This window comes from Vulcaniibacterium gelatinicum (assembly GCF_008033445.1).
GTDB lineage: Bacteria > Pseudomonadota > Gammaproteobacteria > Xanthomonadales > Xanthomonadaceae > Vulcaniibacterium_B > Vulcaniibacterium_B gelatinicum.
On the sequence record NZ_VNKO01000001.1, the window covers coordinates 65,889 to 92,383 of the forward strand.

General features: G+C 71.4%; 26 protein-coding genes, 1 tRNA gene and 1 pseudogene. 11 read left to right on the plus strand and 17 right to left on the minus strand.

From position 1 onward, the window contains the following. Positions 1-21: 21 nt before the first annotated feature. The 4 genes and pseudogenes from mutL to FPV26_RS00320 form a co-directional block, all read right to left on the minus strand. Positions 22-1,203 (minus strand): annotated as a pseudogene (gene mutL / locus FPV26_RS12980) (DNA mismatch repair endonuclease MutL); the annotation flags it as partial. Further along, positions 1,091-2,554 carry an N-acetylmuramoyl-L-alanine amidase gene (locus FPV26_RS00310; RefSeq protein WP_147651329.1) on the minus strand — a complete coding sequence of 488 codons (1,464 nt, stop codon included), beginning with the start codon at positions 2,552-2,554 and terminating at the stop codon, positions 1,091-1,093. The pseudogene mutL and the gene FPV26_RS00310, both read right to left, overlap by 113 nt. A gap of 97 nt (positions 2,555-2,651) precedes the next feature. Further along, positions 2,652-3,140, minus strand: coding sequence for a tRNA (adenosine(37)-N6)-threonylcarbamoyltransferase complex ATPase subunit type 1 TsaE (gene tsaE / locus FPV26_RS00315; RefSeq protein ID WP_147651331.1), 489 nt, complete (start codon positions 3,138-3,140; stop codon positions 2,652-2,654). Then, positions 3,140-4,621 (minus strand): NAD(P)H-hydrate dehydratase, encoded by a 1,482-nt coding sequence (locus FPV26_RS00320; protein WP_147651333.1) that lies wholly within the window; start codon positions 4,619-4,621, stop codon positions 3,140-3,142. The genes tsaE and FPV26_RS00320 overlap by 1 nt, the downstream gene beginning before the upstream one ends. 23 nt (positions 4,622-4,644) lie before the next feature. Between FPV26_RS00320 and queG the strand changes: the two genes are divergently transcribed. Further along, on the plus strand, positions 4,645-5,715 hold the full coding sequence (gene queG / locus FPV26_RS00325) for a tRNA epoxyqueuosine(34) reductase QueG (RefSeq protein ID WP_147651335.1): 1,071 nt from the start codon (positions 4,645-4,647) through the stop codon (positions 5,713-5,715). Positions 5,716-5,723: 8 nt separating this feature from the next. Here queG and pgi read toward each other — a convergent pair whose 3' ends face one another. From pgi to pcnB, 6 genes are all read right to left on the minus strand, one after another. Continuing rightward, positions 5,724-7,241: a glucose-6-phosphate isomerase gene (gene pgi, locus FPV26_RS00330; RefSeq protein WP_147651338.1), complete on the minus strand. Its 1,518-nt coding sequence runs from the start codon at positions 7,239-7,241 to the stop codon at positions 5,724-5,726. 10 nt (positions 7,242-7,251) lie between these two features. Further along, positions 7,252-7,632 (minus strand): aspartate 1-decarboxylase, encoded by a 381-nt coding sequence (gene panD, locus FPV26_RS00335; RefSeq protein ID WP_147651340.1) that lies wholly within the window; start codon positions 7,630-7,632, stop codon positions 7,252-7,254. Positions 7,633-7,729: 97 nt separating this feature from the next. Further along, positions 7,730-8,590, minus strand: a complete 861-nt coding sequence (panC, locus tag FPV26_RS00340; RefSeq protein WP_147651342.1) for a pantoate--beta-alanine ligase — start codon at positions 8,588-8,590, stop codon at positions 7,730-7,732. 135 nt (positions 8,591-8,725) lie between these two features. Then, positions 8,726-9,541, minus strand: coding sequence for a 3-methyl-2-oxobutanoate hydroxymethyltransferase (gene panB / locus FPV26_RS00345; RefSeq protein ID WP_147651345.1), 816 nt, complete (start codon positions 9,539-9,541; stop codon positions 8,726-8,728). A 4-nt stretch (positions 9,542-9,545) separates the two neighbouring features. Next, the gene (folK, locus tag FPV26_RS00350) at positions 9,546-10,034 is read right to left on the minus strand and encodes a 2-amino-4-hydroxy-6-hydroxymethyldihydropteridine diphosphokinase (protein WP_147651347.1); all 489 of its coding nucleotides are present in this window, start codon (positions 10,032-10,034) and stop codon (positions 9,546-9,548) included. 3 nt (positions 10,035-10,037) lie between these two features. After that, entirely contained in the window at positions 10,038-11,399 is a 1,362-nt protein-coding gene (gene pcnB, locus FPV26_RS00355; RefSeq protein WP_147651349.1) for a polynucleotide adenylyltransferase PcnB, read from the minus strand. 144 nt (positions 11,400-11,543) lie between these two features. On the opposite strand from pcnB, the gene FPV26_RS00360 reads away from it, so the two are divergent. Continuing rightward, positions 11,544-11,619 (plus strand) — tRNA-Glu (locus tag FPV26_RS00360). Positions 11,620-11,733: 114 nt separating this feature from the next. After that, positions 11,734-12,057, plus strand: coding sequence for a ferredoxin FdxA (gene fdxA, locus FPV26_RS00365; RefSeq protein WP_147651351.1), 324 nt, complete (start codon positions 11,734-11,736; stop codon positions 12,055-12,057). 42 nt (positions 12,058-12,099) lie between these two features. Here fdxA and FPV26_RS00370 read toward each other — a convergent pair whose 3' ends face one another. Both FPV26_RS00370 and dapA read right to left on the minus strand, forming a co-directional pair. Next, a complete protein-coding gene (locus tag FPV26_RS00370) occupies positions 12,100-12,594 on the minus strand; it encodes a hypothetical protein (protein ID WP_147651354.1) in 495 nt (164 codons plus the stop codon). Between the two features lie 20 nt (positions 12,595-12,614). After that, positions 12,615-13,517, minus strand: a complete 903-nt coding sequence (gene dapA / locus FPV26_RS00375; RefSeq protein WP_147651356.1) for a 4-hydroxy-tetrahydrodipicolinate synthase — start codon at positions 13,515-13,517, stop codon at positions 12,615-12,617. Between the two features lie 174 nt (positions 13,518-13,691). Between dapA and FPV26_RS00380 the strand changes: the two genes are divergently transcribed. The 8 genes from FPV26_RS00380 (at position 13,692) to FPV26_RS00415 (ending at position 20,048) form a co-directional block, all read left to right on the plus strand. Beyond that, positions 13,692-14,252, plus strand: coding sequence for a glycine cleavage system transcriptional repressor (locus FPV26_RS00380; protein ID WP_147651357.1), 561 nt, complete (start codon positions 13,692-13,694; stop codon positions 14,250-14,252). Positions 14,253-14,254: 2 nt separating this feature from the next. Further along, positions 14,255-14,752, plus strand: a complete 498-nt coding sequence (locus FPV26_RS00385; RefSeq protein ID WP_147651359.1) for a peroxiredoxin — start codon at positions 14,255-14,257, stop codon at positions 14,750-14,752. An 81-nt stretch (positions 14,753-14,833) separates the two neighbouring features. Then, a complete protein-coding gene (locus tag FPV26_RS00390; RefSeq protein WP_147651362.1) occupies positions 14,834-16,231 on the plus strand; it encodes a PhoH family protein in 1,398 nt (465 codons plus the stop codon). Positions 16,232-16,241: 10 nt separating this feature from the next. Further along, positions 16,242-16,922 (plus strand): YoaK family protein, encoded by a 681-nt coding sequence (locus FPV26_RS00395; protein WP_147651364.1) that lies wholly within the window; start codon positions 16,242-16,244, stop codon positions 16,920-16,922. Continuing rightward, on the plus strand, positions 16,919-17,722 hold the full coding sequence (gene thiD / locus FPV26_RS00400; RefSeq protein ID WP_147651366.1) for a bifunctional hydroxymethylpyrimidine kinase/phosphomethylpyrimidine kinase: 804 nt from the start codon (positions 16,919-16,921) through the stop codon (positions 17,720-17,722). The genes FPV26_RS00395 and thiD overlap by 4 nt, the downstream gene beginning before the upstream one ends. Beyond that, complete coding sequence (locus tag FPV26_RS00405; protein ID WP_147651368.1) at positions 17,719-18,558, plus strand: alpha/beta hydrolase family protein; 840 nt, start codon at positions 17,719-17,721, stop codon at positions 18,556-18,558. Before thiD ends, FPV26_RS00405 begins: the two co-directional genes overlap by 4 nt. Before the next feature lie 147 nt (positions 18,559-18,705). Next, positions 18,706-19,278, plus strand: a complete 573-nt coding sequence (locus tag FPV26_RS00410; RefSeq protein WP_147651370.1) for a sigma-70 family RNA polymerase sigma factor — start codon at positions 18,706-18,708, stop codon at positions 19,276-19,278. A gap of 2 nt (positions 19,279-19,280) precedes the next feature. Next, positions 19,281-20,048 carry an anti-sigma factor gene (locus FPV26_RS00415; RefSeq protein ID WP_181952518.1) on the plus strand — a complete coding sequence of 256 codons (768 nt, stop codon included), beginning with the start codon at positions 19,281-19,283 and terminating at the stop codon, positions 20,046-20,048. A 9-nt stretch (positions 20,049-20,057) separates the two neighbouring features. Here FPV26_RS00415 and fabB read toward each other — a convergent pair whose 3' ends face one another. The 5 genes from fabB to FPV26_RS00440 all read right to left on the minus strand — a co-directional run bounded on the left by fabB (position 20,058) and on the right by FPV26_RS00440 (position 26,449). Next, on the minus strand, positions 20,058-21,266 hold the full coding sequence (gene fabB, locus FPV26_RS00420) for a beta-ketoacyl-ACP synthase I (protein WP_147651375.1): 1,209 nt from the start codon (positions 21,264-21,266) through the stop codon (positions 20,058-20,060). Between the two features lies 1 nt (position 21,267). Beyond that, the gene (fabA, locus tag FPV26_RS00425) at positions 21,268-21,783 is read right to left on the minus strand and encodes a 3-hydroxyacyl-[acyl-carrier-protein] dehydratase FabA (protein WP_147651377.1); all 516 of its coding nucleotides are present in this window, start codon (positions 21,781-21,783) and stop codon (positions 21,268-21,270) included. A 182-nt stretch (positions 21,784-21,965) separates the two neighbouring features. Then, entirely contained in the window at positions 21,966-23,126 is a 1,161-nt protein-coding gene (locus FPV26_RS00430; protein WP_147651379.1) for a TrbL/VirB6 family protein, read from the minus strand. Positions 23,127-23,151: 25 nt separating this feature from the next. Then, positions 23,152-23,946: a hypothetical protein gene (locus tag FPV26_RS00435; RefSeq protein WP_147651381.1), complete on the minus strand. Its 795-nt coding sequence runs from the start codon at positions 23,944-23,946 to the stop codon at positions 23,152-23,154. A gap of 49 nt (positions 23,947-23,995) precedes the next feature. Next, entirely contained in the window at positions 23,996-26,449 is a 2,454-nt protein-coding gene (locus tag FPV26_RS00440) for a VirB4 family type IV secretion/conjugal transfer ATPase (RefSeq protein ID WP_147651383.1), read from the minus strand. Positions 26,450-26,495 lie beyond the last annotated feature (46 nt).

Genomic DNA, 26,495 nt, shown 5'->3' on the forward strand with positions numbered 1-26,495 from the left:
CGCTGCCGCGGCCGGCACCTGCCCGGCCCGGGTGTCGGCCAGCGCCGCCTGCAGGGTGCGGAACACGAAGTCGTGCACCAGCCGCGCCTCGCGGAAGCGCACCTCGTGCTTGGCCGGGTGCACGTTGACGTCCACCCCGCGCGGATCGAGTTCGAGGAACAGCACGTAGGCCGGCTGCCGGCCGTGGTACAGCACGTCGGCGTAGGCCTGCTTCACCGCGTGGGCGATGTTGCGGTCGCGCACGCTGCGGCCGTTGACGTACAGGTACTGCTGGTCGGCGGAAGCGCGGTTGTAGGCGGGCTGCGCGATCCAGCCGTGCAGGCGCAGGCCGGCGCCGGCGTGCTCGACACGCAGCGCGTGGCGCGCGAACTCCTCGCCGAGCGCCTCCAGCAGGCGTGCCTCGGACAGCGCCGCATCGCCCTCGCCCTTCCAGCGTCGCGCCGGGCGGCCGTTGTGCGACACGCGCAGCTCCACGTCCGGACGCGCCAGGGCCAGCGCGCGCAGCCAGTCCTCGATGTGGCCGAGCTCGGTGCGCTCGGCGCGCAGGAACTTGCGCCGCGCGGGCACGTTGTAGAACAGGTCGCGCACCTCGACCGTGGTGCCGGGCGGGTGCGGCTTCGGCGTGACCGCGCCGATCCGGCCGCCCTCGACCGCGAGCGCGGCGCCGTGCGGCGCCTGCGCGGGGCGTGAGACCAGCAGGAAGCGGCTGACCGAGGCGATGGACGGCAGCGCCTCGCCGCGGAAGCCGAGCGTGGCCACCGCTTCCAGGTCGTCGAGCGAGACGATCTTGCTGGTGGCGTGGCGTGCGACCGCGAGCGGCAGCTCCTCGGCGGGGATGCCGCCGCCGTCGTCGCGCACGCGGATCAGGCGCACCCCGCCTTCCTCGAGATCGATCTCGATCCGGCGCGCGCCGGCATCGAGCGCGTTCTCGACCAGTTCCTTGACCACGGAGGCCGGGCGTTCGACCACCTCGCCCGCGGCGATCTGGTTGACGAGGGTGTCGGGCAGTTGGCGGATCGGCACGCGACCTGAGACGCACGCGCGTCGGGCGGGGAAAACCGGCGGCCATGATAGCGGGCCGCGCCCGCGTTCAGGGGCTGCCGCCGGCTCCGGTCGCGGCGGTGGCGGCGGCCGCGGCCTCGGCGCGCGCGGCGTACAGCGTGCCCGGCGGCGGCTGGCGGCTGAAATAGGTGTGCACGCCATCCAGGATCGCCCGCGCCAGCGCCTGCTGGTGCTTCGGATCCTTCAGCCGGCGCTCTTCCTCGGGGTTGGTGATGAACGCGGTCTCGACCAGCATCGAGGGCACGTCGGGCGCGCGCAGGACCACGAAGTTGGCGCGCTCCACGTGCGGCTTGTGGGTCTTGCCCAGGCGCTTGAGGCCGGACAACACGTGGTTGGCGATGTCCTCGGACGCCTTCATCGTCGCGCTCTGCGACAGGTCGAGCAGGACCGAGGCCAGGGTGTCGTCCTTGTCGTGCAGGCGCACGCCGCCGACCAGGTCGGCCGCGTTCTCCTGGTTGGCCAGCCAGCGCGCGGCCTGGGAGGACGCGCCGCGCGGCGACAGCACGAACACCGACGAGCCGCTCGCCTCGGGGTTGGTGAAGGCGTCGGCGTGGATCGAGACAAACAGGTCGGCCTTGGCCGCGCGCGCCTTCTGGTAGCGCTGCGCGAGCGGGATGAACACGTCGCTGTCGCGGGTCAGGAAGGCCCTCAGCCCGGGCGTGGCATCCACCTGGCGGGCGAGTTCGCGGGCGATGGCGAGGGTGAGGTCCTTCTCGCGGGTACCACTCGGTCCGCGCGCACCCGGATCCTGGCCGCCGTGGCCGGCATCGATGGCGATGATCAACGGGCGCATGCCGCCGCGCATGACCTGCTGCGCGGTCTTGGTGGCGCCGGCAGGCGGTGCCGGCACGGCCGCCGATGGATTGGCCGCGGCGGGTGCAGGCGGGTTGGCCCCGGGCGCTGCGCCCGGCGTCGCGGAGACGGGGGCAGGTTCGGGGGCGGACGCTGCGGGCAGGCTCGCGATCAGTCGCTCCATCGCGGCGGAGGCCGCCGCGGCGGTCGCCGGATCGGCCGCGGCAGGCGTGGCGGCGGAGGGGGCAGGCGCCGCCGTCGCGGTCGTCATGGGGGCTGCCGTGACCGTGGCCGGTGCAGGCGCAACGGGTTGCGGCCCGCCGTCGCCCGGCCATTCGATCACCAGGCGGTGGCCGCCGGCGCCGGCTTCCAGGCGCGGCCCGATCGGCGCCACCGGCGTGGCCAGGTCGAACACGATCCGGGTCGTGCCGGGCTGCGGCTGCCCGCTGCGCACGCCCTTGACCACGCCGGCGCCGGCGGGCAGCGCGGCGCGCAGCGGCGTGCCGGGCAGATCCACGACCAGGCGTTCGGGACTGCTCAGGCGCAGGGTGGAATAGGTCGCGGGGGCGTCGAGCAGGAGTTCGGCGCGGGTGCCGGTCGGGCCGTCGCGGAGGGTTACCTGGCGGATTTCGCCGGCGTGGACGAGGTTCCAGACGAGCGCAAGCACCAATGCCGCACCGAGCAGCATCTGTTGCAGCATGGCCCCCTTCCCTCGCATGGGCCGGAGTTAAGCACTTGTGAACCCGGATTGCAAGTCCGTTTTCCCTTATGAATCCGGGACCTGCTTCAACTTCCTTTCAGCCTTTGACAAGAAAGGCGTGCAACTCGTCCACCAGGGCCAGCCGGTCCAGCCAGGCCCTGCCGGCCTCGGTGGGCGCCGAAAGCCGCACCTCCCGCCCCTCGCCGGACAACCCCAGGGCGATCCGCAGATCGGCCGGCGGCAGCCGGTCGCCGCCGCGCTCGGGCCACTCCACCAGCCACAAGGTGGCCTCGCCGGGCTCCAGGCCCAGGAACTCCAGCTCGCCGGGGTCGCCGATCCGGTACAAGTCCAGGTGCAGGGCCTCGCCGCCGACGGCGTCGGTCAGGGGATAGCGCTCGACCAGGGTGTAGGTCGGGCTGCGGATCGGGCCGTGCACGCCGAGTGCGCGCAGCAGCGCGCGGGCGAGCGTGGACTTGCCGGCACCGAGATCGCCAGCCAGGTACACCACCGCCGCCGGCGGCCGGGTCACGGCGAGCGCGCGTCCCAGCGTGACGGTGGCTTCGGCATCGGGCAGCCACAGGTGCATCAGTGCGCCCCCCGCGGATTGGCCAGGCGTCGCAGCGCCGGCAGCAGATCGGCCGGGAGCAGGCCGCGCTCGCCGCCCTCGCCTGCGGCGATGTCGCCCGCCGCGGCATGCAGCAACGCGCCGCAACTGGCGGCATCGAAGGCCGACAATCCCTGCGCGAGCAGGGCCGCGATCACGCCGGTCAGCAGATCGCCCATGCCACCCACCGCCATGCCCGGATTGCCGGCGCCGACCACGCGCGGCAACGCGCCGGGCGCGGCCACGATCGTGCCGGCGCCCTTGAGCACCACCGCCGCCTGGTGCGCCTCGACCAGTGCACGCGCGGCGGCGGGACGATCGGCCTGGACTTCGGCCGGCGAGATCCCGAGCAGGCGCCCTGCCTCGCCCGGATGCGGCGTGAGCACCCAGCTACGCGGCAGCGGTCGCGGACGCTCGGCGAGCAGATTCAGGCCGTCGGCATCGAGCACGCCGGGCTTGCGTGCGGCCAGCGCGGCATAGAACAGTTCCGCGCCCCAGTCGCCGGTGCCCAGTCCGGGACCGAGCGCGATCACGTCCGCGCGCGCCAGCAGCGGTGCCAGGTCTTCGGCGCTCTCGACCGCCCGCGCCATCACTTCGGGGCGGCGCGCGAGCAGCGCCGGCACGTGCACCGCGCGCGTGGCCGCTTCCACCAGCCCCGCACCGCCCCGCAGCGCCGCTTCCGCGGCCAGGATCAGCGCGCCGCCGCTGCCGAGTTCGCCGCCGATGCACAGCACCCGGCCGTACTGGCCCTTGTGGCTGTCGCGCCGGCGCGACGCCAGCCAGCGCCGCAATGCCGGCGCCTGCAGCCACTCCGCGGCGGGCGCGATGCCCTCGTACGGCTCGGGCGGAATCTCGAGCGTGTCCGTCTCGAGCACGCCCGCATGGTTCAGCGCCGCGCCGGTGTACAGGCCCAGATGCGGCGCGATGAACTGCAGCGTGCGCGCAGCCACCACCGCGCGCGAGGGCGTGCCGCCGCGGTCGGCATCCACCCCGCTCGGCACGTCGAGGGCGAACACCGGCGCCGGGTGCTGGTTGATCGCGTCGATCAGGGCCAGGGTCGGCTCGTCGAAGCGCCGCGACAGGCCGATGCCGAACAGCGCGTCCACCAGCAGATCGGCGTCCGGCAGCACGCCTTCGAACGGCACGACCACGCCGCCGGCATGCTGGTAATCGCGGCAGGCCTGCTGCGCGAGCGCGGTGCGCGGCGGCTGCCACTGCACCACCGTCACCGGCCGGCCGGCGCGGTGGGCGTGCGACGCCAGCACGTAGCCGTCGCCGCCGTTGTTGCCCGGCCCGCACACCACGACCACGCGCAGCGCGCGCGGCCAGTGCTGCAGCAGGTGGCGCCAGGCGGCCGCGCCCGCGCGCCGCATCAGTTCGGCGCCGTCGTTGCCGAGGTGGCGTGCGGCGGCCGCTTCCAGCGCGCGCAGGCCGATGGTGTCGTAGAGCGCGGTTCCGTGCATCCGCCGGATTCTATACTTCGGCCATGAACACCCCGTCGCGCAGGCCCGATCCCGACGCGCTGGCGGCACGGATCCGCCGGCTGGCGCACGAGCTGGGCTTCCAGCGGGTCGGCATCGCCGGCGTGGAGCTGGGCGAGGACGAGGCCCACCTGCGCGACTGGCTGGCGCAGGGCCTGTACGGCTCGATGGAATGGATGGCGCGCCACGGGGAGAAGCGTTCGCGCCCTGCCGAGCTGATCCCCGGCACGGTGCGGGTGATCTCGGTCGGGCTCGACTACGGCCAGGACGAGGACGAGGCCTGGCGCACGCTGGACGAGCCGGCACGCGCCTACGTGGCCCGCTACGCGCTCGGCCGCGACTACCACAAGCTGATGCGCAACCGCCTGCAGAAGCTGGCCGAGCGCATCGCCGCGGAGATCGGCCCGTTCGGCCACCGCGTGTTCGTGGACTCCGCGCCGGTGCTGGAGCGGGCGCTGGCGCGCAACGCGGGGCTGGGCTGGATCGGCAAGAACACCTGCCTGATCGATCGCAACGGCGGTTCGTGGTTCTTCCTCGGCGAGATCTTCGTGGACATCCCGCTGCCGGTGGACGCGCCGGCGAGCGCGCACTGCGGCACCTGCACGCGCTGCATCGAGGTCTGCCCGACCGGGGCGATCACCGCGCCCTACCGGCTCGATGCGCGCCGTTGCATCTCCTATCTCACCATCGAGCACGCGGGGCCGATCGCGGAGGAGCTGCGGCCGCTGATCGGCAACCGCATCTTCGGCTGCGACGACTGCCAGTTGGTCTGCCCCTGGAACAAGTTCGCGCGCCGCACCGACGAGCCCGATTTCCGCGCGCGCAACGGGCTCGACAAGGCCACGCTGGCCGAGCTGTTCGCGTGGAGCGAGGAGGAGTTCCTGCGCCGCACCGAAGGCTCGGCGATCCGCCGCACCGGCTACGAGCGCTGGCTGCGCAACCTCGCCGTCGCCCTCGGCAACGCCCCGACCACCCCCGACACCATCGCCGCCCTCCGCACCCGCGCCGACCACCCCTCCCCGCTGGTGCGCGAGCACGTCGCCTGGGCACTGCGCCGGCACGGCGTGGCCGCTTGAGGGCGGACTCAACCCTCTCCGCGCAACCGCCGCACCAGCTCGCGCGTCACCGGATCGGTGATCCCGGCATCGGCGCCGCGCAGCGCGGGCAGCAGCCGGTTCGCGAGCTGCTTGCCGAGCTCGACGCCGAACTGGTCGAAAGCGTTGACGTCCCACAGCACCGACTGCACGTACACACTGTGCTCGTACAACGCCACCAGCGCCCCCAACGACCGCGGCGTCAGCGCATCGAGCAGGATCACCGTGCTCGGCCGCCCGCCCGGATGGCCCCGGTGCGGATCGTCGGCCTGCGCACCGTTCGCCAGCGCCTCCACCTGCCCGAGCAGGTTCGCGAGCAGCGCCTTGTGGTTTTCGCGGTACGGATGATCGGCCGCCACCACGCCGACGAAATCCCCCGGCACCACGTCGCAGCCCTGGTGCAGGGCCTGGAAGAAACTGTGCTGCACATCGGTACCGGCGCCGCCCCACCACACCGGCACCGTGGCCTCGGCCACCGGCCGGCCGTCCAGCCGCACCGACTTGCCCAGGCTCTCCATCACCAGCTGCTGCAGGTGTGCCGGCAGCAGGCGCAGGCGCTCGTCGTAGGCGAACACCCCCTGGCTCGCGAGCCCCAGCGCGTTGCGGTTCCACACCGCGGTCAGGCCATGCCAGATCGCGAGATTGCGCTCCGGCGGCGCCTGCAGCACGTGCGCGTCCAGCTCCGCCGCACCGGCCAGCAGTTGCTCGAACCCGTCCATGCCGATCGCGAGCGCCACCGGCAGCCCCACCGCCGACCACAGCGAATAGCGGCCGCCGACCCAGTCCCACATCGGCAGGATCCGCTCCGCGGCGATCCCGGCGGCGCCGGCACGCTCGACGTTGGCGGTCACCGCATACAGGCGCTCGTCGTTGCCGAGCCACTCGCGCACGATCGCGCCGTTGAGCAGGGTTTCCTGGGTGCCGAAGCTCTTGGAGATCACGATCGCCGCGGTGCGGCGCGGATCCAGCCGCGCCAGCGTGCGCTGCATCGCCGCGCCATCCACGTTGGAAACGAAATGGACGCGGAAGCGGCCCGGCAACGGCCCCGACAGCGCGTCCACCGCCAGCCGTGGGCCGAGGGCGGAGCCGCCGATGCCGATGCTGACGACGTCGGTGACGTCCGAATCCTGCAGCGCCGTGGCCAGCGCGCGCATGCGTGCGAGCGCCGCGCGCGCCTCGGCGTGCGCCGCCCGCGCGGCGGGCGCGTCGGACAGGGCGGAGCGCAGCGCGGTATGCAGCGCGGCACGGCGCTCGGTGACGTTGACCTGCTCGCCGTCGAACAGGGCCCGCAGCCGCGCCGGCACCTGCGCACGGCCGGCCAGGGCGAACAGCGCCGCCAGCGCCTCACGGTCGTAGCGCTGGCGGGCGAAGTTGGCGTACAGCGGCCCGATCCGCAGGGCGAAGTCCTGCGCGCGAGCCGGGTCGTCGGCGATCAGGCGGGACAGCGGAACCGCCGCCAGCCGTGCGCCGTGTGCGCGCAGGGTGTCGAATGTCGGCCCTGCTTCCATGCGCGTCCGCTCACGCCGCCTGGGCGGGCATCGAGCGGTTGGTGTGGGTCAGGCGGTTGTCGCGGTCCACGTACACCAGGGTCGGCTTGAAGCGCGCCGCCTCGGCCTCGTCGCACTGGCCGTAGGCGCAGATGATCACCAGGTCGCCCGGCTGCGCCTTGTGCGCGGCCGCGCCGTTGACCGAGATCACCCCGCTGCCCTCCTCGCCGCGGATCGCGTAGGTGGCGAAACGCTCGCCGTTGTTGATGTTGTAGATCTCCACGCGCTCGTACTCGCGGATGCCGGCGATGTCGAGCAGGCGGCCGTCGATCGCGCACGAGCCTTCGTAATGCAGCTCGGCGTGGGTGACGGTGGCGCGGTGGATCTTGGCTTTCAGCAGCGTCAGGTGCATGGCGGGGGCGCGCCGCGGAGGCGCGGCGACAGGCGGCGGGCGGAGGGGACAGTGTAGGCAGCGGTTTTCCGCGCTGCAACAAAGGCTTGGCCGCGGTTCAGGGCGGCGTCGGGCGCTCGAACTCGAGATTGTCGATCAGCCGGGTCCGCCCCAGCCGGGCCGCGATCAGGGCCACCCGCGGGCCGGGCTCGGCATCGTCCGGCTCGGTCAGGTCCGGCCGGCGCACCACCGCGTAGTCGGGGTCGAAGCCGGTTTCGAGCAGCCGCTGCGCGGCCTCGGCCTCCACCTGCTCCCGTGGCCAGCCGCAGCGGATCCCCTCGCGCATCGCCAGCAGGGTGCGGTGGATCTCCACCGCCCGCGCGCGCTCCTCGGCGGACAGGTACTGGTTGCGGGAGCTCATCGCCAGCCCGTCCGGCTCGCGCACCGTCTCCCCCGCCAGCAGCTCGATCGGGAACGCCAGGTCGCGCACCAGGTAGCGGATCACCGCCAGCTGCTGGTAGTCCTTGCGCCCGAACGCGGCCACGTCCGGCTGCACCTGGTGGAACAGCCGCGTCACCACCGTCGCCACGCCGTCGAAGTGCCCGGGGCGGTGCGCGCCCTCCAGCGTGTCGGTCACGCCCGGCACGTGCATGCGCACCGCACCCCCGGCGCCGTAGGGGTACATCGTCTCCACCGACGGCAGCCACAGCAGGTCGCAGCCGGCGGCGGCGAGCCCGGCCGCGTCGGCCTCCGGGGTGCGCGGGTAGCGGGCGAAATCCTCGTTCGGCCCGAACTGGGTCGGGTTGACGAACACGCTCGCCACCACCCGGTCGGCGTGCTGCCGCGCCAGCGCGACCAGCGAGTAATGCCCCGCATGCAGGTTGCCCATCGTCGGCACGAAGCCCACACGCAGCCCGGCGCGCTTCCATTCCGCGATGCGGGCGCGCAACGCGCCGAGGTCGGTGATCGTCTCGAACATCTGGGAACTAACCACGGATTTGCACGGATGGACACGGATCAGAAGCCATGCGTGCGGAAACCCCGCGCCCCTTCACGCTGCCACCTTCGATTCTTGCTCCATCCGTGTTCATCCGTGCAAATCCGCGGCAAGACATCACTCGTACGAATGCGCGGCATCGGGAAAACGGCCGTCGCGGACCGCGGCCGCGAACGCGCGCACCGCGCCGGCGATCGAGCTGCCCTCGGCCAGGAAGTCCTTGACGAACTTCGGCCGGCGGTGGCCGGTGTTGGCGCCGAGCAGGTCGTGCAGCACCAGCACCTGGCCGTCGCAGCCCGGGCCGGCGCCGATGCCGATGGTCGGGATCGCGCTGGCGGCGGTGATCTCCGCGGCCAGCGCCGAGGGCACGCATTCGAGCACCAGCAGCGAAGCGCCGGCCTCGGCGACCAGGCGCGCATCCTGGCGCAGCTTCGCCGCCGCCGCCGCCTCGCGGCCCTGCACCTTGAAGCCGCCCAGTCGCAGCACCGACTGCGGGGTCAGCCCCAGGTGCGCGCACACCGGGATCTCGCGCTCGACCAGGTGGCGGATGATGTCGAGCTTGAAGCCCGCGCCCTCGAGCTTGACCATCGCCGCGCCGGCGCGCAGGAAGCGCAGCGAGGCTTCGAGCGCGCGCTCGGGGGTGGCATCGGCGCCGAACGGCAGGTCGGCGATCAGCAGCGCGCGCTTCAGGCCGCGGGCGACGCAGGCGGTGTGGTAGGCGATGTCGTCCACCGTCACCGGCAGGGTGCTGGCATGCCCCTGCACCACCATGCCGAGCGAGTCGCCCACCAGCACCAGGTCGGTGCCGTTCTCGTCCAGCACGCGGGCGAAGCCGGCGTCGTAGGCGGTGAGCATCACCAGCCGCCGGCCCTCGCGCTTGGCCTCGGCCAGCATCGGGACGGTCCAGGGCTTTTCCGCTGCGGTCGCGTTCATCTTCCTAGCCTAACGCCTCGATGCCCTCGGCGGGCAGCCGCGCCAGCGCCTCGCGCGCCGGCCCGACGCCCGGGATGGCGATCTCCGGCGCGATCTCCAGCAGCGGCACCAGGGCGAAGGCGCGCTCGTGCAGGTGCGGATGCGGCACGTGCAGGCCCGCCTCGGCGATCACGGCATCGCCATAGAGCAGCAGATCGAGATCGAGCGTGCGCGCGCCCCAGCGCGTGGCCGCGGAGCGTTCGCGGCCGTGGCGGCGCTCGATCGCCAGCAGCGCCTGCAGCAGCGCGCGCGCCTCCAGTCCGGTGCGCAGCAGTGCCGCGGCGTTGATGAAATCCGGTTGCGCGGTCTCGCCCCAGGCGGGCGTGCGGTACAGGCGCGAGGCCGCGAGCAGCTCGGTGTCCGGCAGGTCCGCGAGCGCGGCGATCGCCGCACGCACGGTCGCCGCGGCATCGCCGAGGTTGGCGCCCAGGCCGATCGCGGCGGTCACGGCCATCGTCTATTCGGCGTCCGCCGCCGGTGCACCCGCTGCCGGCGCTTCGGCCGGGGCGCCTCCGCGACGGCGGCGCCTGCGCCGGCGCGGCGGCGCCGGTTCGCCGTCCTCGTCCAGCGGCAGCGGCGGCGGCACAGGCTCGTGCGGGTGCTTCAGCACCTCGGCCCAGAACGCCACGTCCTCGGCGTGCTCGTCGGACGCGGCCTGGCGCAGCACCAGGAAGTCGTAGGCGGCGCGGAAGCGCGGATGGGCCAGGAACCGCCCGACCCGCTTGCGCTGCGAGAACCGCGACTGCAGCAGCCAGATCTCCTGCATCGGCAGCGAGAAACGGCGCGGCAGCGCGATCGTCTCCAGCAGATGCACCGTCACCCGGTCGGCCGCGCGCCGCTGCGCCTCGGCGGTGTGCATGCCCTGCGCCTGCAGCTGCATCAGCGCGCGGCAGTAGGCCGGCCACAGCAGCAGCGCGAACAGGAAGCCCGGCGACACCGGCTCGTCCGCGGCCACGCGCGCGTCGGTGTCGCGCAGGCCGGCCAGCACCATGCGCCGCAGCGCCCCGCTGCGGTTGGCCCGCATCGCCGCCGCCGTCTCGGGCAGCAGCGCCGGCAGCAGGCCGTGGCGCTCCAAACCCTCGAAGCTCGCCACCGCATGGCCGGAGAGGAACAGCTTCAGCGACTCGTCGAACAGCCGCGCCGACGACACCTCGCGCAGCAGCGGCGCCAGCTGCGGGATCGGTTCGGCCGTGGGCGGGTCGATGGTGAAGCCGAGCTTGGCCGCGAGCCGCACCGCGCGCAGCATCCGCACCGGATCCTCGCGGTAGCGGCGCTCGGGGTCGCCGATCAGGCGCAGCACCCGCGCCTGGATGTCGGCGAAGCCGCCGACGTAGTCGCGCACCGAGAAGTCCTCGATCGCGTAGTACAGCGCGTTCGCGGTGAAGTCGCGGCGCACCGCGTCCTCCTCGATCGTGCCGTACACGTTGTCGCGCAGCAGGCGCCCGCCCTCGTGCATCTCGCGCTCCCCGCTGCCGTCGTCGGAGCTGGCGCGGAAGGTGGCCACCTCGACGATCTCGCGCCCGAACACCACGTGCGCGAGACGGAAGCGCCGCCCGATCAGGCGGCAGTTGCGGAACAGGCCGCGAACCTGCTCGGGCGTGGCGTCGGTGGCCACGTCGAAATCCTTCGGATGCCCGCCGAGCAGCAGGTCCCGCACCGCGCCGCCGACCAGGTAGGCACCGAAGCCGGCGTCGCGCAGCCGGTACAGCACCCGCAGGGCGTTGGGACTGATGTCCCTGCGCGAGATCGGGTGGGCCTCGCGCGGGATCACCTGTAGGTCGCGCGCGCCGGCGCGGGTCGGGTCGGTCTGGGTCGGCATCGGGGGCGGACTGTGCCGCGGCTGGGAGACACGGTGCGCCGCATTGCCTGCGGCGGGATAGCCGCATATACTAGCAAGCCTTGTGCACCGCTCGCGGCCCTGCCGCAGCGGCCACCGACGGATCCGGTGGCGCACACCCTCTCCGCTCCCTTCGTCTAGAGGCCTAGGACGTGGCCCTCTCAAGGCTAAAACACGGGTTCGAATCCCGTAGGGAGCGCCATCTTCGACATCCGCGGCCCGGCCGCGGACGTCCCGCAAAAAACCCGCGCAGCGATGCGCGGGTTTTTTCTGCGCCGTAAACTAGCCAACGCCCCGTCGTTCGCAGAGCGCCGCCATGCCCTTCGTCGTCACCGAGAACTGCATCAAGTGCAAGTACACCGATTGCGTCGAGGTGTGCCCGGTGGACTGTTTCCACGAAGGGCCGAACTTCCTGGTGATCGATCCGGACGAGTGCATCGACTGCACGCTGTGCGAACCGGAGTGCCCGGTCAACGCGATCTATCCGGAGGACGACGTCCCCGCCGGGCAGGAGCAGTTCATCGCCCTGAACGCCGAACTGGCCAAGGCCTGGCCGGTGATCACTGCGCGCAAGGAGCCGTTGCCTGACGCCAAGGAGTGGGAAGGCAAGCCGGGCAAGCTCGCGCTGCTGGAGCGCTGAGCCGCCCGGCGCCCGGGCCGGCGGGATGGCCGGCCGGAATCGTCAGTTCCCGCCCAGCGCGGCCTTCAGTGCCGCCATCAGCCGCACCGGCGCCTCGCCGGTGGCCGGCAGGCCGCGCGGATCCACCGCCGACACATAGACGCCGCCCTCGGCCGCGCTCACGCGGACCAGGAAGTTCGCGCCCTGGTAGCTCAGATCGTAGGCGCCGAGCAGCTGCGCGCCGCTGGCGATGGTCACGCCCTCGATCCCGGCCAGCGCCTCGCCCACGCGCTGGAACACCTCGTCGCGGCTGCCGCTCACCGTGAAGCCGGTGCTGGCCGCGGCCGGCGCGGAGGCCGTCGCCTGGGCCGCAGGCGGCAGGCGCATCGCGCCGTCGGTGCGCGGCAGGTCGAGATCCGGCGGCACCTCGAGCGGGCGGCTCTCCGGGCTCATCGCGTACGGGTCCTTGCCGCGACGGAACCAGCTGCAGCCGGTGGCCACGGCCAGCGCGAGCACGGCCAGCACGACAAGGCGGAACATGGAGGGAGTGGCAGGCATGGCAGTCGGTCTCCTGGCGGTCAGGCCGCCGCTTCGCTCAACGAACGTTCGAGGGCAAGGATGTCGTCGGCGACGCGCGCGAGCAACGCCGCATGCTGCGCCGACAACGGCAGCAACGGCAGGCGCAGGCCATGGCCGATGCCGAACCGCGCCAGCAGGGCCTTGACCGGAATGGGGTTCGGCTCGATGCCGAGCAGGTGATAGGCCTCCTGCATCTTCGCATCGAGCGCCTCGGCCTGCGCGCGCTCGCCGGCGCGCGCCAGGTCGCACAGACGGCGGAAGGCGCGCGGCAGCACGTTCGAGGCCACCGACACCACGCCGTCGGCGCCGGCGAGCATCGCCCGGCACGCGGTGGGGTCGTCGCCGCTGAGCACCACGAAGTCCTGGCTGCGCAGCGCCACCAGCGCCTGCATGCGCTCGGGCTCGCTGCGCGCTTCCTTGATGCCGATGATGCACGGGTGTGTCGTCAGTTCGGCCACCGTCTCCGGCAGCAGGTCGCAACCGGTGCGCCCCGGGACGTTGTAGAGCACGACCGGCAGCGCATCGTCGTCGGCGATGGCGCGGTAGTGCGCGAGCAGGCCGGCCTGGGTGGGGCGCACGTAGGGCGGGGTCACCACCAGCGCCGCGTCGGCGCCGAGCGCAGCGGCACGACGGGTCTGCTCGATGGTCTTGGCGGTGTTCGAGCCGCCGGTGCCGGCCAGGACCGGAACGCGGCCGGCGACGGTTTCCACCGCAGTGCGCAGCAGCGCATCGTATTCCGGTTCGTACAGTGCGGCGGCCTCGCCGGTCGAGCCGGCCACCACCAGGCCCTGGGTGCCGGCCGCAAGCTGGGCTTCGAGCAGCCGCTGCCACGCGTCCAGGTCGAGCGCGCCGGCGGCGTCGAAGGGGGTGGCCAGCGCAGTGATGCTGCCGTGAAGATGCACGCGGGAACCCTTGCGCGACGTGGAGGGCGGGAAGGCGGGAGGCGCGGCCGGCGGCACACCGCGGCGGCGCCGGCGATCTTACTTGCGGCATGAAAGCAGCGGCAAGTATGCTGCTGCACGTGCCCGCCCGGACACCCTTCCGGCCATCGTCCCCCTCACGCACGAAGCGCCGCCTTGACCGACTCCGCGCCCCGGCCCCAGCCGAACGAGAACTACCTGCTCATCAACGCCTACACCACGCATCCGCAGTCGCCGCTGCTGGCGGTGACCCGGCGCATCGCCGACAGCGGTTGCAACCTGGTGGACGCGCGCCTGAGCACGGTCGGCCGCGACGTGTCGGTGATCGCGCTCGCCACCGGCTCCTGGGACGCGGTGGCCAAGCTCGAGACCATGCTCGGCAAGCTCGAGCGCGAGGAAGGCCTGAAGCTGGTCTGGTACCGCACCGGCCCCAAGCAGGTGCAGTCCAACCTGCTGCCGTACATCGTCGAGGTGGTCGCGGCCGACAAGCCCGGCATCCTGTTCCAGCTCGCCGACTTCTTCGACCGCCAGGGCATCACGATCGAGAACCTGCACTGCTCGCGCTACCGCGCGATGCAGACCGGCGCCGACATGTTCTCGGCCCAGATCACCATCGGGATCCCGGCCGACATGCACATCGCCTCGCTGCGCGACGACTTCCTCGAGTTCTGCGACCACCTGAACCTCGACGCGATCATGGATCCGATGAAGTTCTGACGATGGTGCAAGCCGGCAAGCCGCTGTCGAAGACCGTCCTGTCCCTGCCGCTCGCGCTTTCCGGCGGCAGTACCGCCACCCTCGCCGAATACGCCGGCCGCTGGCTGGTGCTGTACTTCTACCCGAAGGACAACACTCCCGGCTGCACCGCCGAGGGGCTCGACTTCAATGCCCTGCTGCCCCGGTTCCGCAAGCGCGGTGCCGAGGTGCTCGGGGTGTCGCGCGATTCGCTCAAGAGCCACCAGAACTTCTGCGCGAAACAGGGGTTCCGGTTCGAGCTGGTGAGCGACGCCGACGGCACGCTGTGCCAGGCCTTCGACGTGATCAAGCCGAAGAAGCTCTACGGCCGCGAGTACGTGGGCGTGGAGCGCAGCACGTTCCTGATCGATCCGCAGCACCGCGTGGTCCAGGCCTGGCGCGGGGTCAAGGTCCCCGGCCACGCCGAGGCCGTGCTCGACGCCCTCAAGGCCGCGCAGGCAGGCACCGGCCCATCGCAGTGACCGCCATCGTCTTCCCTCCCGCCCCACCGCCCCGCCCCGCGGGCCGCGGTGGCCCGCCTTCGTCCGTCCGGAACCCGCCGCATGACGCGTAGCAAGCGCATCTACGTCCTCGACACCAACGTGCTGATGCACGACCCCACGGCGCTGTTCAAGTTCGAGGAACACGACGTGTTCCTGCCGATGCAGGTGATCGAGGAACTCGACAATGCCAAGAAGGGCACCTCGGAGGCGAGCCGCAACGCGCGCCAGGTCAGCCGCTTCATCAACGAGCTGATCGAGGCCCAGGGCGCCGACCGGATCGGCTCCGGCCTGACCCTGACCCGCCCGCAGGGCCTGCAGCTGCGCGGCCCGCAGAGCATCGGCCGGCTGCGCTTCCAGACCGGGCACTTCGACGCCAACAAGCACTTCGGCGCGGTGGTGCCGGACAATGCGATCCTGTGCGCGATCCTGGCCCTGAAGGAGGAGGAGCCGGCGATCCCGGTGGTGTTCGTGTCCAAGGACATCAACCTGCGGATCAAGGCCTCGATCGCCGGGATCCTGTCGGAGGACTACGAGAACGACCGCGCCCTCGACGACTTCAGCCTGCTCTACACCGGCGCGACCCAACTGCCGGAGGACTTCTGGCAGCGCCACGGCAAGGACCTCAAGTCCTGGACCGAGAAGGGCCGCACCTACTACGAAGTGACGCTGCGCGAGGACGAGGCATGGTTCCCGAACCAGTTCCTGTACCTGCCCGGCGACGAGGAGACCGAGCTCAAGGTCGCGCGCGTGGCCGACGGCCGCGCGGTGCTGCAGATCGTGGACGACTACCGCCATTCGCAGCACGCGGTGTGGGGCATCATCGCGCGCAACCGCGAACAGAACTTCGCGCTCAACGCGCTGATGGACCCGGAGGTGGATTTCGTCACCCTGCTCGGCACCGCCGGCACCGGCAAGACCCTGCTCGCGCTCGCTGCCGGCCTGGCGCAGACCATGGACCAGCAGCGCTACCGCGAGATCATCATGACCCGCGCCACGGTCAGCGTCGGCGAGGACATCGGCTTCCTCCCCGGCACCGAGGAGGAGAAGATGACGCCGTGGATGGGCGCGCTCACCGACAACCTGGAAGTGCTCACCCACAACCAGGAAGGCGGCAGCTGGGGGCGCGCGGCGACCAACGACCTGCTCGCCTCGCGGATCAAGATCCGCTCGCTCAACTTCATGCGCGGGCGCACCTTCCTCAACCGCTGGCTGATCCTGGACGAGGCGCAGAACCTCACGCCGAAGCAGATGAAGACCCTGGTCACGCGCGCCGGCCCCGGCACCAAGATCGTGTGCCTGGGCAACGTCGAGCAGATCGACACGCCGTACCTGACCGAGACCACCTCCGGCCTGACCTACGCCGTGGACCGTTTCAAGGCCTGGAACCACAGCGCGCACATCACCCTGCGCCGCGGCGAGCGTTCGCGGCTGGCGGATTTCGCCTCGGAAGTGCTGTAACGCGGCTCGCATGATCTCGCGGCTGCCGGCTTGGGTCTGGGTGGGCGCGGCCAGCCTGGCGGTGGTGGCCGGCATGGTGAACGTGGTCGGGTTCCTCGGTTTCGAGCACCAGGCGGTCACCCACCTCACCGGCACCACCACCCTGCTCGGCGCCGCGCTCGCGCAGGGCCAGGGCGGACTCGCCGCGCACCTGCTCCTGCTGATCGCCGCGTTCGTCGGCGGCGCGGTGCTCAGCGGCGTGATCATCCAGGACAGCACCCTGCGCCTCGGCCGGCGCTACGGCGTGGCGCTCGCGATCGAGGCGGCGCTGCTGTTCGCCGCGGTGCCGCTGTTCGAGCGCCAGCAGATCGCCGGTGCGGCGCTGGCGGCGATGGCCTGCGGACTGCAGAACGCGATGACCGCCACCTACAGCGGCACGCTGGTGCGCACTTCGCACCTGACCGGGATGTTCACCGACCTCGGCGTGTTCCTCGGCCACCGGCTGCGCGGGATGCCGGCGGATCGCCGCCGCCTCACCCTGTGCCTGCTGATCATCGGCGGCTTCGCGCTCGGCGGGGTGCTGGGCGCGCTGCTGTTCCCCGTGTTCGCCTACCGCACGCTCTACCTTCCCGCCGCGCTCACCGGCGGCACCGGGCTGGCCTATGTCGCCTATCGCCTGTGGCGCGGGCCGGGAGGCACACTGTCGCCATGAGCCATATCCGCCCCCCTTCGGCCCTCACCATCGCCGGCTCCGATTCCGGCGGCGGGGCCGGCATCCAGGCCGACCTGAAGACCTTCGCCGCGCACCGCGTGCACGGACTGTCGGCGATCGCCGCACTGACCGCGCAGCATACCCGCGCGGTGACCGCAGTGCACGTGCCGGACACCGGCTTCCTGCGCGCGCAGATCGCCGCCTGCTTCGACGACTTCGACGTGCGTGCGGTCAAGCTCGGCATGCTGGCCACCGCCGAGGTGATCCACGCCGTGGCCGACGCGCTCGAGACCTACCGCCCCGCGCACGTCGTGCTCGACCCGGTGATGATCGCCACCTCCGGTGCGCGGCTGCTGGCCGATGACGCACTGGAGGCGCTGCGCGGCCGGCTGCTGCCGCTGGCCAGCGTGGTCACGCCCAACCTGCCGGAGGCGGAGGCGCTGCTGGGCGCGCCGATCCCCGACGTCGCGGCGATGCACGCCGCCTGCGCACGCCTGCGCCAACGCGGCGCGCGTGCGGTGCTGCTCAAGGGCGGCCACCTCACCGCGGGCGACAGCGTCGCCGATGTCTTCGCCGACGCCGCCACCACGCGCGAGATCCGCCATCCGCGCCTCGCCCTGGAGGCGCACGGCACCGGCTGCACCCTGGCCTCGGCGATCGCCGCGCGGCTGTGCCTGGGCGATGCGCTCGCCGACGCCTGCAGCGCGGCCTCCGACTACGTGCACCGCGCGCTGCGCCTGGGCTACCGGCCCGGCCGCTCGCCGATCGTCGTGCTGGACCACTTCGGCGCCGCGTCATGAACGTGGCTGCACGCGAAGTCCCGGTCGTCGCCGACGACGGCCATCGCTGGATGCTGCAGGCGCGCCTGCCTGCCTCGCCCGGCGCGAGCCTGCTGTGGCTGCCCGGCATGGGCATCGCCGCGCGCCACTTCCTGCCCTTCGCCGAGGCGCTGGCCGCGCGCGGCATCGCCGTGTTCGTGCACGACTGGCGCGGCATCGGCAGCAGCAGCGTGCGCGCCGGGCGCGGGCGCGACTGGGGCTACCGCGAACTGCTCACGCTCGACCTGCCTGCCGCGGAAGCCGCCATCGCGCACGCCACGCCCGGCCTGCCGCGCATCGCCGGCGGCCACAGCCTCGGCGGCCAGCTCGCCTGCTGCCGCGCGGCACTCGCGCCCGGAAGCGCGGACGCGCTGTGGCTGGTCGCCAGCGGCGTGCCGTACTGGCGCGCGTTCCCGTGGCGCACGCGCTGGTGGCTGCCGGCCGCGTACGGCGTGCTGCGCGGGATCACCGAGCTCATCGGCAAGCTGCCGGGGCGGCGGATCGGCTTCGGCGGCGAGGAGGCGCGCGGCCTGATCCGGGACTGGACGCGCTGCGGCTTCACCGGCCGCTATGCCGCGGCGGGGCTCGCCGCGAATCTCGAATCCGCGCTGTCCACGGTCACGGTGCCGGTCCGCGCGGTGCTGATGACGCACGACTGGCTGGCGCCGGGCTCCTCGCTGCGCGCACTGCTCGGCAAGATGCCGCAGGCCCCGGCCACGATCCTGCCGCTGGACGAGGCCGCCCCCGGCACGCCGGCCGACCACTACACGTGGATGAAGCAGCCGGACGCCACCGCCGATCTGCTGACCGGCCGCTGACGCGCCGCTCCCGCGCGCATCCCTCGACCGGGTGCGTACGTATCTGCGGGCGTGAACGCGCTCATCCGCTCCCGGGCTTCCGGTGCCCCCATGCCGTTCGCCACGGGGCTAACATGGGCGTGGAATTTCTCCCCCGGAGCACCCTGCATGGCGGATGCGGCATCCGCGCAGACCATGGACCGACAGGGACTGGAACGCCTGCTCGGCGAGGTCGCCGGCGGCGACCAGGGCGCGTTCGAGCGCCTCTACCACGCCACGTCCGCCAAGCTGTTCGGGATCTGCCTGCACCTGCTGCGCGAACGCGACCAGGCCGAGGACGTGCTGCAGGAGGTGTACGCCACGATCTGGCGCAAGGCCGCACAGTACGACGCGCGCATCGCCAGCCCGATCTCGTGGCTGGCGATGATCGCGCACAACAAGGCCATAGACCGCCTGCGCGCCGAACGCACCGCACGCCAGAGCGTGCCGCTCGATCTGATCGAGGATCCCGGTGACGGTGGCGCGGCCGCGCAGGCCCTGGCCGAGCAGGCCGGCACCCAGCGGCGCCTGGCGATGTGCCTGGAGCAGCTGGAAGCGCGCCGGCGCACCCTGATCCGCGTCGCCTTCTTCGAAGGTGCCACCTACGAGGAACTCGCGCAACGCTCCGGCACGCCGATCGGCACCGTGAAAAGCTGGATCCGTCGCGGCCTGCAACAGCTCCGGAGCTGCCTGGAACGATGAGCATGCCCTCGCCCCCGCTGCCGCCCGAACCGGAAGGCGACGAGCTGCTCGCCGCGGAGTACGCACTCGGCGTGCTGGACGATGCCGCCCGCCGCGAACTCGAGGCGCGCCTGCCACGCGAAGCCGCACTCGCCCGCGCCGTCGCCGCGTGGCGGGAACGCCTGGCGCCGATGCTCGACGAGGCCGCGGAGGTCGCCCCGCCGTTGTGGATGTGGGCACGCATCCGCGCCCGCCTGGGCCTGGGCGATGCCGGCGCGCGCCGCACGCCGCTGTGGCAGCGGCTGCCGTTCTGGCGCGGCATGGCGTTCGCCGGCCTGGCCGCGACCGCGGCCAGCCTGGTCGCGCTGGTCGGCCTGCGCGGCCCGCTGTTCGCGCCGCCGGCGGAACCGGGCGTGCCCGTCGCCGGCGCGAACCTGCCGCACCCGGTGCGCTGGCTGGCCACCGTCGTCCGCGAAGGCGGCGTGCCGGCCTATGTCGCGGCCGTGGACGAGGACGCCTGCACCATCCTGCTCATGCCGCGTCCCGACGCCGCGGTGCCCGCCGGCAAGGTGGCCGAGCTGTGGGTGATCGCCGGCGACGGCGTGCCGCGCTCGCTCGGCCTGCCGGATCCCGGGCGCGTGCACGCGATCGAAATCCCGCGCCCGTTGCGCATGCACCTGCAGACCGCCACGGTGATGGCCGTCTCGCTCGAACCCCCGGGCGGCTCGCCGACCGGCCTGCCGACCGGCCCGGTCGTCGCCCAGGGCAGGCTCACCACGCTGGTGCCGTAAGCGCGGGCCTCACACCCGCGCGAACACCAGGCTCGCGTTGGTGCCGCCGAAACCGAAGCTGTTGGACATCACCGTGTCCACGCGGCGCTCCACGCTCGCGCGCAGGATCGGGAAGGCCTCCGCGCGCGGATCGAGCTCGGCGATGTTGGCCGAACCGGCCAGGAACCCGTCACGCAGCATCAGCAGGCAGTAGATCGCCTCGTGCACGCTGGCCGCGCCGAGCGAATGCCCGCTCAGCGCCTTGGTCGAGGACAGCGGCGGCACCGCACCGCCGAACGCCTCGCGCACCGCCTCCAGCTCGACGATGTCGCCGAGCGGCGTGGAGGTGCCGTGGGTATTGAGGTAGTCCACCGGCGCGGACACATGCTCCAGCGCCATGCGCATGCAGCGCACTGCCCCCTCGCCCGACGGCGCCACCATGTCCGCGCCGTCCGAGGTCACGCCGTAGCCCACCAGCTCGGCGTGGATCCGCGCACCGCGCGCCCGCGCATGCGCGTAATCCTCCAGCACCAGCATCCCGCCGCCGCCGGCGATCACGAACCCGTCGCGGCCCACGTCGTACGGCCGCGAGGCGCGCGCCGGATCGTCGTTGTGGTGCGTGGACAGCGCGCCCATCGCGTCGAATTGCGCGGTCATGCCCCAGTGCACCTCCTCGCCGCCGCCGGCGAAGACGATGTCCTGCGCGCCATGCCGGATCAGGTCCGCCGCCGCGCCGATGCAGTGCGCCGAGGTCGCGCACGCCGCCGAGATCGAATAACTCACGCCGCGGATGCCGAACGCGGTGGCGAGCGAGGCCGACACCGTCGAGCACATCGTGCGCGGCACCATGTACGGCCCCACCTTGCGCACGCCGCGCGCGCGCAGCAGGTCGCCGGTCTCGATCTGCCAGTGCGCAGAACCGCCGCCCGATCCCGCGATCACGCCCGTGCGCGGCGCATGCACCAGCGCCGGATCCAGCCCCGCGTCGGCGATCGCGTCCTGCATCGCCACGTAGGCGTACGCCGCCGCATCGCCCATGAAGCGGCGCAGCTTGCGGTCTATGCGCGCCTCCAGGTCAATGTCCGGCACGCCAGCCACCTGGCTGCGCAGGCCGAGCTCCGCATATTCGGGAATGTGGCGGATGCCCGCACGCTGCGCGCGCAGGGCGGCCGACACACTGTCCGCATCGTTGCCCAGGCAGGACACGATGCCCATTCCAGTCACGACGACCCGGCGCATGTCAGAACCCTTCGGTCGAGGCGAACAGCCCCACGCGCAGGTCCTTTGCGGTGTAGATCTCGCGCCCGTCCACCAGCGTGCGCCCGTCGCCGAACACCAGCGCCAACCGCCCGCGCATCACCCGGCGGATGTCAATCTCGTAAGACACCAGCCGCGCATCCGGCAGCACCTGCCCGGTGAACTTCACCTCGCCCACCCCCAGCGCACGCCCGCGCCCCGGCTCGCCCAGCCACGGCAGGTAGAACCCGCACAGCTGCCACATCGCATCCAGCCCCAGGCACCCCGGCATCACCGGATCGCCCTCGAAGTGGCACTGGAAGAACCACAGGTCCGGCCGGATATCGAGCTCGGCGCGGATCATGCCCTTGCCGTAGGCCCCGCCTTCGGTGGAGATGTGGGTGATGCGGTCGAACATCAGCATCGGCGGCGCCGGCAAACGCGCGTTGCCGGGCCCGAACAGCTCGCCGCGGGCACAGGCCAGCAGCTGGTCGCGGTCGAGGGAGGAAGGGCGGTTCATCGGGAGGATCAGGGGGGATGGACCGGCAATTCTACCGGCTCGGCCGATTCCACCCGAGCCTGCCCGCCATACGCCAGCGCATGCAAATCCAGGATCATGACGGCGCGAGCGAAGCCTTCACCTCGTTGCCATCACGACCATCCGACTCATGCGCTGGTCATCGCGGCCCGAACCGTATGACCTCAGCCAGCTGAAGGCGGACCCGGCTGCCGCTTGATGTCGTCCTGAGCCTGCGGTGCCGCGGCCGCGTAGCTGCCTGCAAACCATGACATCGGTGCTGTTTCCCGCGCCGGTTGCGAAGCCGCGGCGAGCGGGTACCCGCCCTGCCCTGGATACCCCCAGCCCGGATGCCCCTGGTAGCGGGATTGTCCGCGCGAGGCTGCCAGCCCGCCGTCATTGGACCCCATGTACGGCGCGAACGCGCCGAGCGTGCCCTGGAAGAAGCTCGCCGCCATCGGGGGCGCACTGACGATGAGCACCGTCAGGATCAGTCCGAGCCCGCCCTGTTGCAGCGCCAGGCTGTTGATGCCCTCGGTGCTGGCGCCGAAGAACTTGCCGGTCCAGAACGCCGCCGCCACCGCCAGCACCGCATCGAGCGCCAGCGCCACCATCACGCTGAGCAGCGCCAGCGAAAACAGCGTCCCGATTCCGTACCACAACCACCGATGGAACAGCTGTTTGGTCTGGTCGAACAGCAGGCAGAGGACGAACAAGGGCCCGAGCCCCACGATCAGTGCCATCGCGATCTTGTTCAGCAGCAGCATCGCGCCGCCGGTGATCGCCGGCCCGGCGATGCCGATGCCGGTGAACCACAGGTTGCGGTCCTTGGCGCCCTGGACCGCCGGGTCTTCGCCGGTATGCAGCGCGTCTATGCTCGACATCGCCAGCTGCATGTAGCCGAGGCTGCGGTCTATCCGGTCATAGGCGTTCTCGTCCTTGCCGGTGACCACCTTGGTGACGGCCCGGTTGAGATCGTCGGTGAGGAATCGAGACAACGAGGTCCCGCCCAGCGCAAAGGTCGTGGCCACCGAGACGATCAGCGTGGCGCGCAGGGACTGGGTCACGAACTGCATCATCGGTTCGCGCGACCGCCCGGTGACGATGCGGTACCCCTGGACGAAGATCCACAGCGTCATCAGCACCAGCGCCAGTCCGCCCGCCGCCGCCATGCTTCGTCCCAGCAGATGGTCGCGGAACTCGTCGAGTTCGTCGCTGAGGAAGGAGAAGATCTCGCGGAAAAAGTACAGATTGCTGGCATCGCTCAGTAACCCGGCTTTCGGCAGCAGGGGGTTCCACGCCGCTGGAAGCGACAGGTCGGCGATCGTGTCGAAGGGGATCCACATGTGGTTGCTTCCTGGCGGCCTGCGCTCAGCGTTCGCGCCGCCGCGCCGCCTTCAGTGCCGTGCGCAACGCGGCCCCCTGCACCACCGCGCCGAACACTGCGCGCTTGCCGCGCATGGCCGATTCGGCGAGCCTGGCCTGCTCGGCGTTGAGCAGGCGGATGTAGCTGTCGTAGGCGTTCATCGTCGCCTCCCAGTAGTGCAGTTCCTGTTGCATGCCAGACATGAACCGGAGCGCGTCGTTGTCGTTGGCCGCCACGTTGCCCTGCTCGTTGCTCGCCTGCCGGCGTTGCTCGATCTGCTGCCACTGCGATTGCAGATCCTGCAGCTTCCGCAGGGTCTTGATCGTCATGTTGTATTGGCGGTTCCTGGCCACCACGATCAGGCGGCAGACCTCCTTCTGCTGGGACACGACTTCGCCATCGAGGTCAATCTGCAGCCAACCGAGGATCGCACCGAACGGCGAACCGGCACCGCCACAGGCTTCGACCCCGTGGGACTCGTCCCGCTCCTCCAGCACCAGCTCCTTCGATTGCAGCGAGGTGACGATGCCCTGCAGGCGGATCAGCTGCTGCCTCATGTGCTGGTAGGTCTGGTACCAGCGCTGCGCCTGCAGCGCGTACTCCGCGGCATCCTGATAGCGCTGCGTGTAGGTGTTGATCTGGTTCAGCAGGCTCTGCAGGAAGTTCGGGCCGATTTCGACCACGGCCATGGCGCCCGCGCGCCCCGTGGTGGGAAAGGCGCCCAGGCCAAGGACGATCGCCAGCAGCGCGAGGGCAAGGAGTCCGCCCCCATGCCGGAATCCGATCCGCAGGATTTCCATCACCAACCTCCGTGTCGTCTGTGGGCTGCCGTGGCCGCCGTGTCGGGAATCAGGCGGCGGCGAGCGGGCGGCCGCTGCGGGCCTGGGTCTTGCCGGATCCCTTCCGTCGCGCGTAGAAGGCCTCCAGCCACTGCTCCGGCCGCAGCTCGTCCACTGCGACCCCGAGCTCGGCGGCACGTTCATCGAGCACCCGGTGCAGGATCTCGATGTTGTCCGTGGAAGCCGAGATCACTGCGAGATGGTCGTCCAGCCCGCGCAGGTTGAGCTGGCACACGGTGGATCCGTGGCCCTGCTTGACCAGGAAGCAGCGCGAACGCTCGTCCAGCCCCTTCACCACCATGAACTCGGCCTCCGTCAGCTTGAGGCCGTCCACGTAATCCTCGCGGCTGGCGTTCGGATTCGGCAGCAGCACCATGGTCGCGGTCTGCTCGATCAGGGCGGCGGCGATGTCGCTGCGCAGCGCGTCCTCCGGGCTCTGGGTCGCGAAAATCCCGAGGCCGTTCTGCTTCCGGATCGTCTTCTGCTTGTTCTTGGCGAACTCCTTCAGCCCGCCGCCGCCATCCAGGATCTTCCAGAACTCGTCCATCACGTAGATCAGCGGCCGGCCATCAATCATCGCCTCCAGCCGGTGCAGCAGGTACTTGATCACCGGCACCCTGACCTCGGCGTTGTCGATCATGTCGGTGTAGTCGCAGCCGACGATCGGCGCCCGCTCCAGGTCCAGGGTGTCCACCGGATTGTCGAACACCCAGCCGAGCGAGTTGCCCGCCGTCCACTTGCGCAGCCTGGCGAACAGCCCGTCGTCCCCCATGTTGGGGAAGCTCATGCGCAGGTTGGTCATGGTGCGCAGGTGCGGCGGCGTGTCGAGCATGCTCTCCACGGCGCGGAAGATGTCCTCGTCCTCGCGCGCGGTGTAGGCCTCCTTGCCGGCCAGGACCTTGACCAGATCGGCCAGGAACTGGACGTTGGCCTCGCTGCGCTCGCACTGGAACGGATTGAACCCGGTCGGCCTGCCGTTCTCGAGGGCGAGGTAGCTGCCGCCACAGGCGCGGACGAAGATCTCGGCGCCGCGGTCCTTGTCGAAGAAGAAGATCGTCGGTACCGGATCCAGCTTCTGGGCCTGGCTCAACAGGAAATTGATGAGCGCTGTCTTGCCCGTCCCGGACTTGCCGATGACCATGGTGTTGCCGATCGCCTTCTCGCCGAGGGAATTCTCCGCCGGATGCGTGGCATGGAAATTGAAGTAGTACGGCTGCCCGTTCGGCGTCTGCAGCACGGTGATGCACTCGCCCCACGGGTTGTTGTTCTTCTTGCCGGTGGCGAAGTTGTGCAGCGGGGACAGGCCGAGGAAATTGAGCGAGCTGACGTTCGCCAGGCGCGTCCGGTAGCGCCAGTTGGCCGGCAATTGCGCGTAGAAGGAGGAGGCGACTGCGAGATCCTCCTTGGCCGAGACGAACCCGGCGTTGGACAGCTCCGCACGCGCCGCCGCAATCTGCTGCGCGAGCCGCTCCTGCGTCTCCGCATACAAGGCGAGCGTGCAGTGGTACTCGCCGAGGACGAAGTTTCCGGACGCGAGCTGGTCCATCGCATGGTCGAGCTCGACGATCTGGCTCACGGCCTTGTCGCCGGAGGAGATCATCATGCCCTTGGTCCGGTCGAGCACCTTCAACGCGTCCTGCCGCCCCATCGGGCTGAACGAGTGCGTGAGCACATACTCGAAGTCCAGGTACTTCAGGCCATTGAGGATCCCGGGCCAGGTGCCGTCCGGATATTCCTTGATGTTGAGGATCGCGCCGAACTGGTTGCCGACGCCGGGAACGCCGATCACGAAATCCCCCGTACGGGCGGAGAACAGGTGGCGGCTGACCGGCAGATAGGCATGGATGGACGCGTCCAGCACCGGCACCGGCTCGTCCGTCCGGTTGATCAGGTAGCCGAAGAACTCGAGCGCCTCCGAGAACGTCACCCCGTTGCCGGCCACGTACATGCGCAGGCGGCAGGGCGCATAGTCCTTCAGGACCGCCTCGACGTTGCCGGCCAGCTCCATCAGCTTCGCGACGGCCTGCTCCTGCTCGGCCTTCAGCCGGGAGACATCGGCTGTCCGCTCCACGAAGCGCCGCCCGGCCACCACCGGCCGGTAGATCATGGTCAGGTACAGCTCGTTCTGCATCAGCCGCTGGCCCGACAACGCCGAGAAATAGGCGTCGGACAGCGACTGGTTGAACGGCTGGGTGAAGCGGCTGCGTTCCTGCAACCGGCGGCGCCGGCGGACGTCGTGGACCCAGAAGGCCACGTTGACGAAATCCGGCGCCCGCAGGCTCTGCAACAGCCGGTTGAACGTGTGGTGCCGGTGTTCGATCTCCCACTCCTCGCGCCCGACGAACGGCAGCCCGTCCAGCCGCCAGACCAGCAGGTAGTCCCCCCCGCGGGTCTTGATCACGGACGGGGAGACATGGGTGGACAGCGGGACGAATTCGCCGATCGAAGTGTCTGGGGTAAACATCGGACGCGGATCCGGATGGAAGGGGAGTAGCCCGCCGGAACGCCTC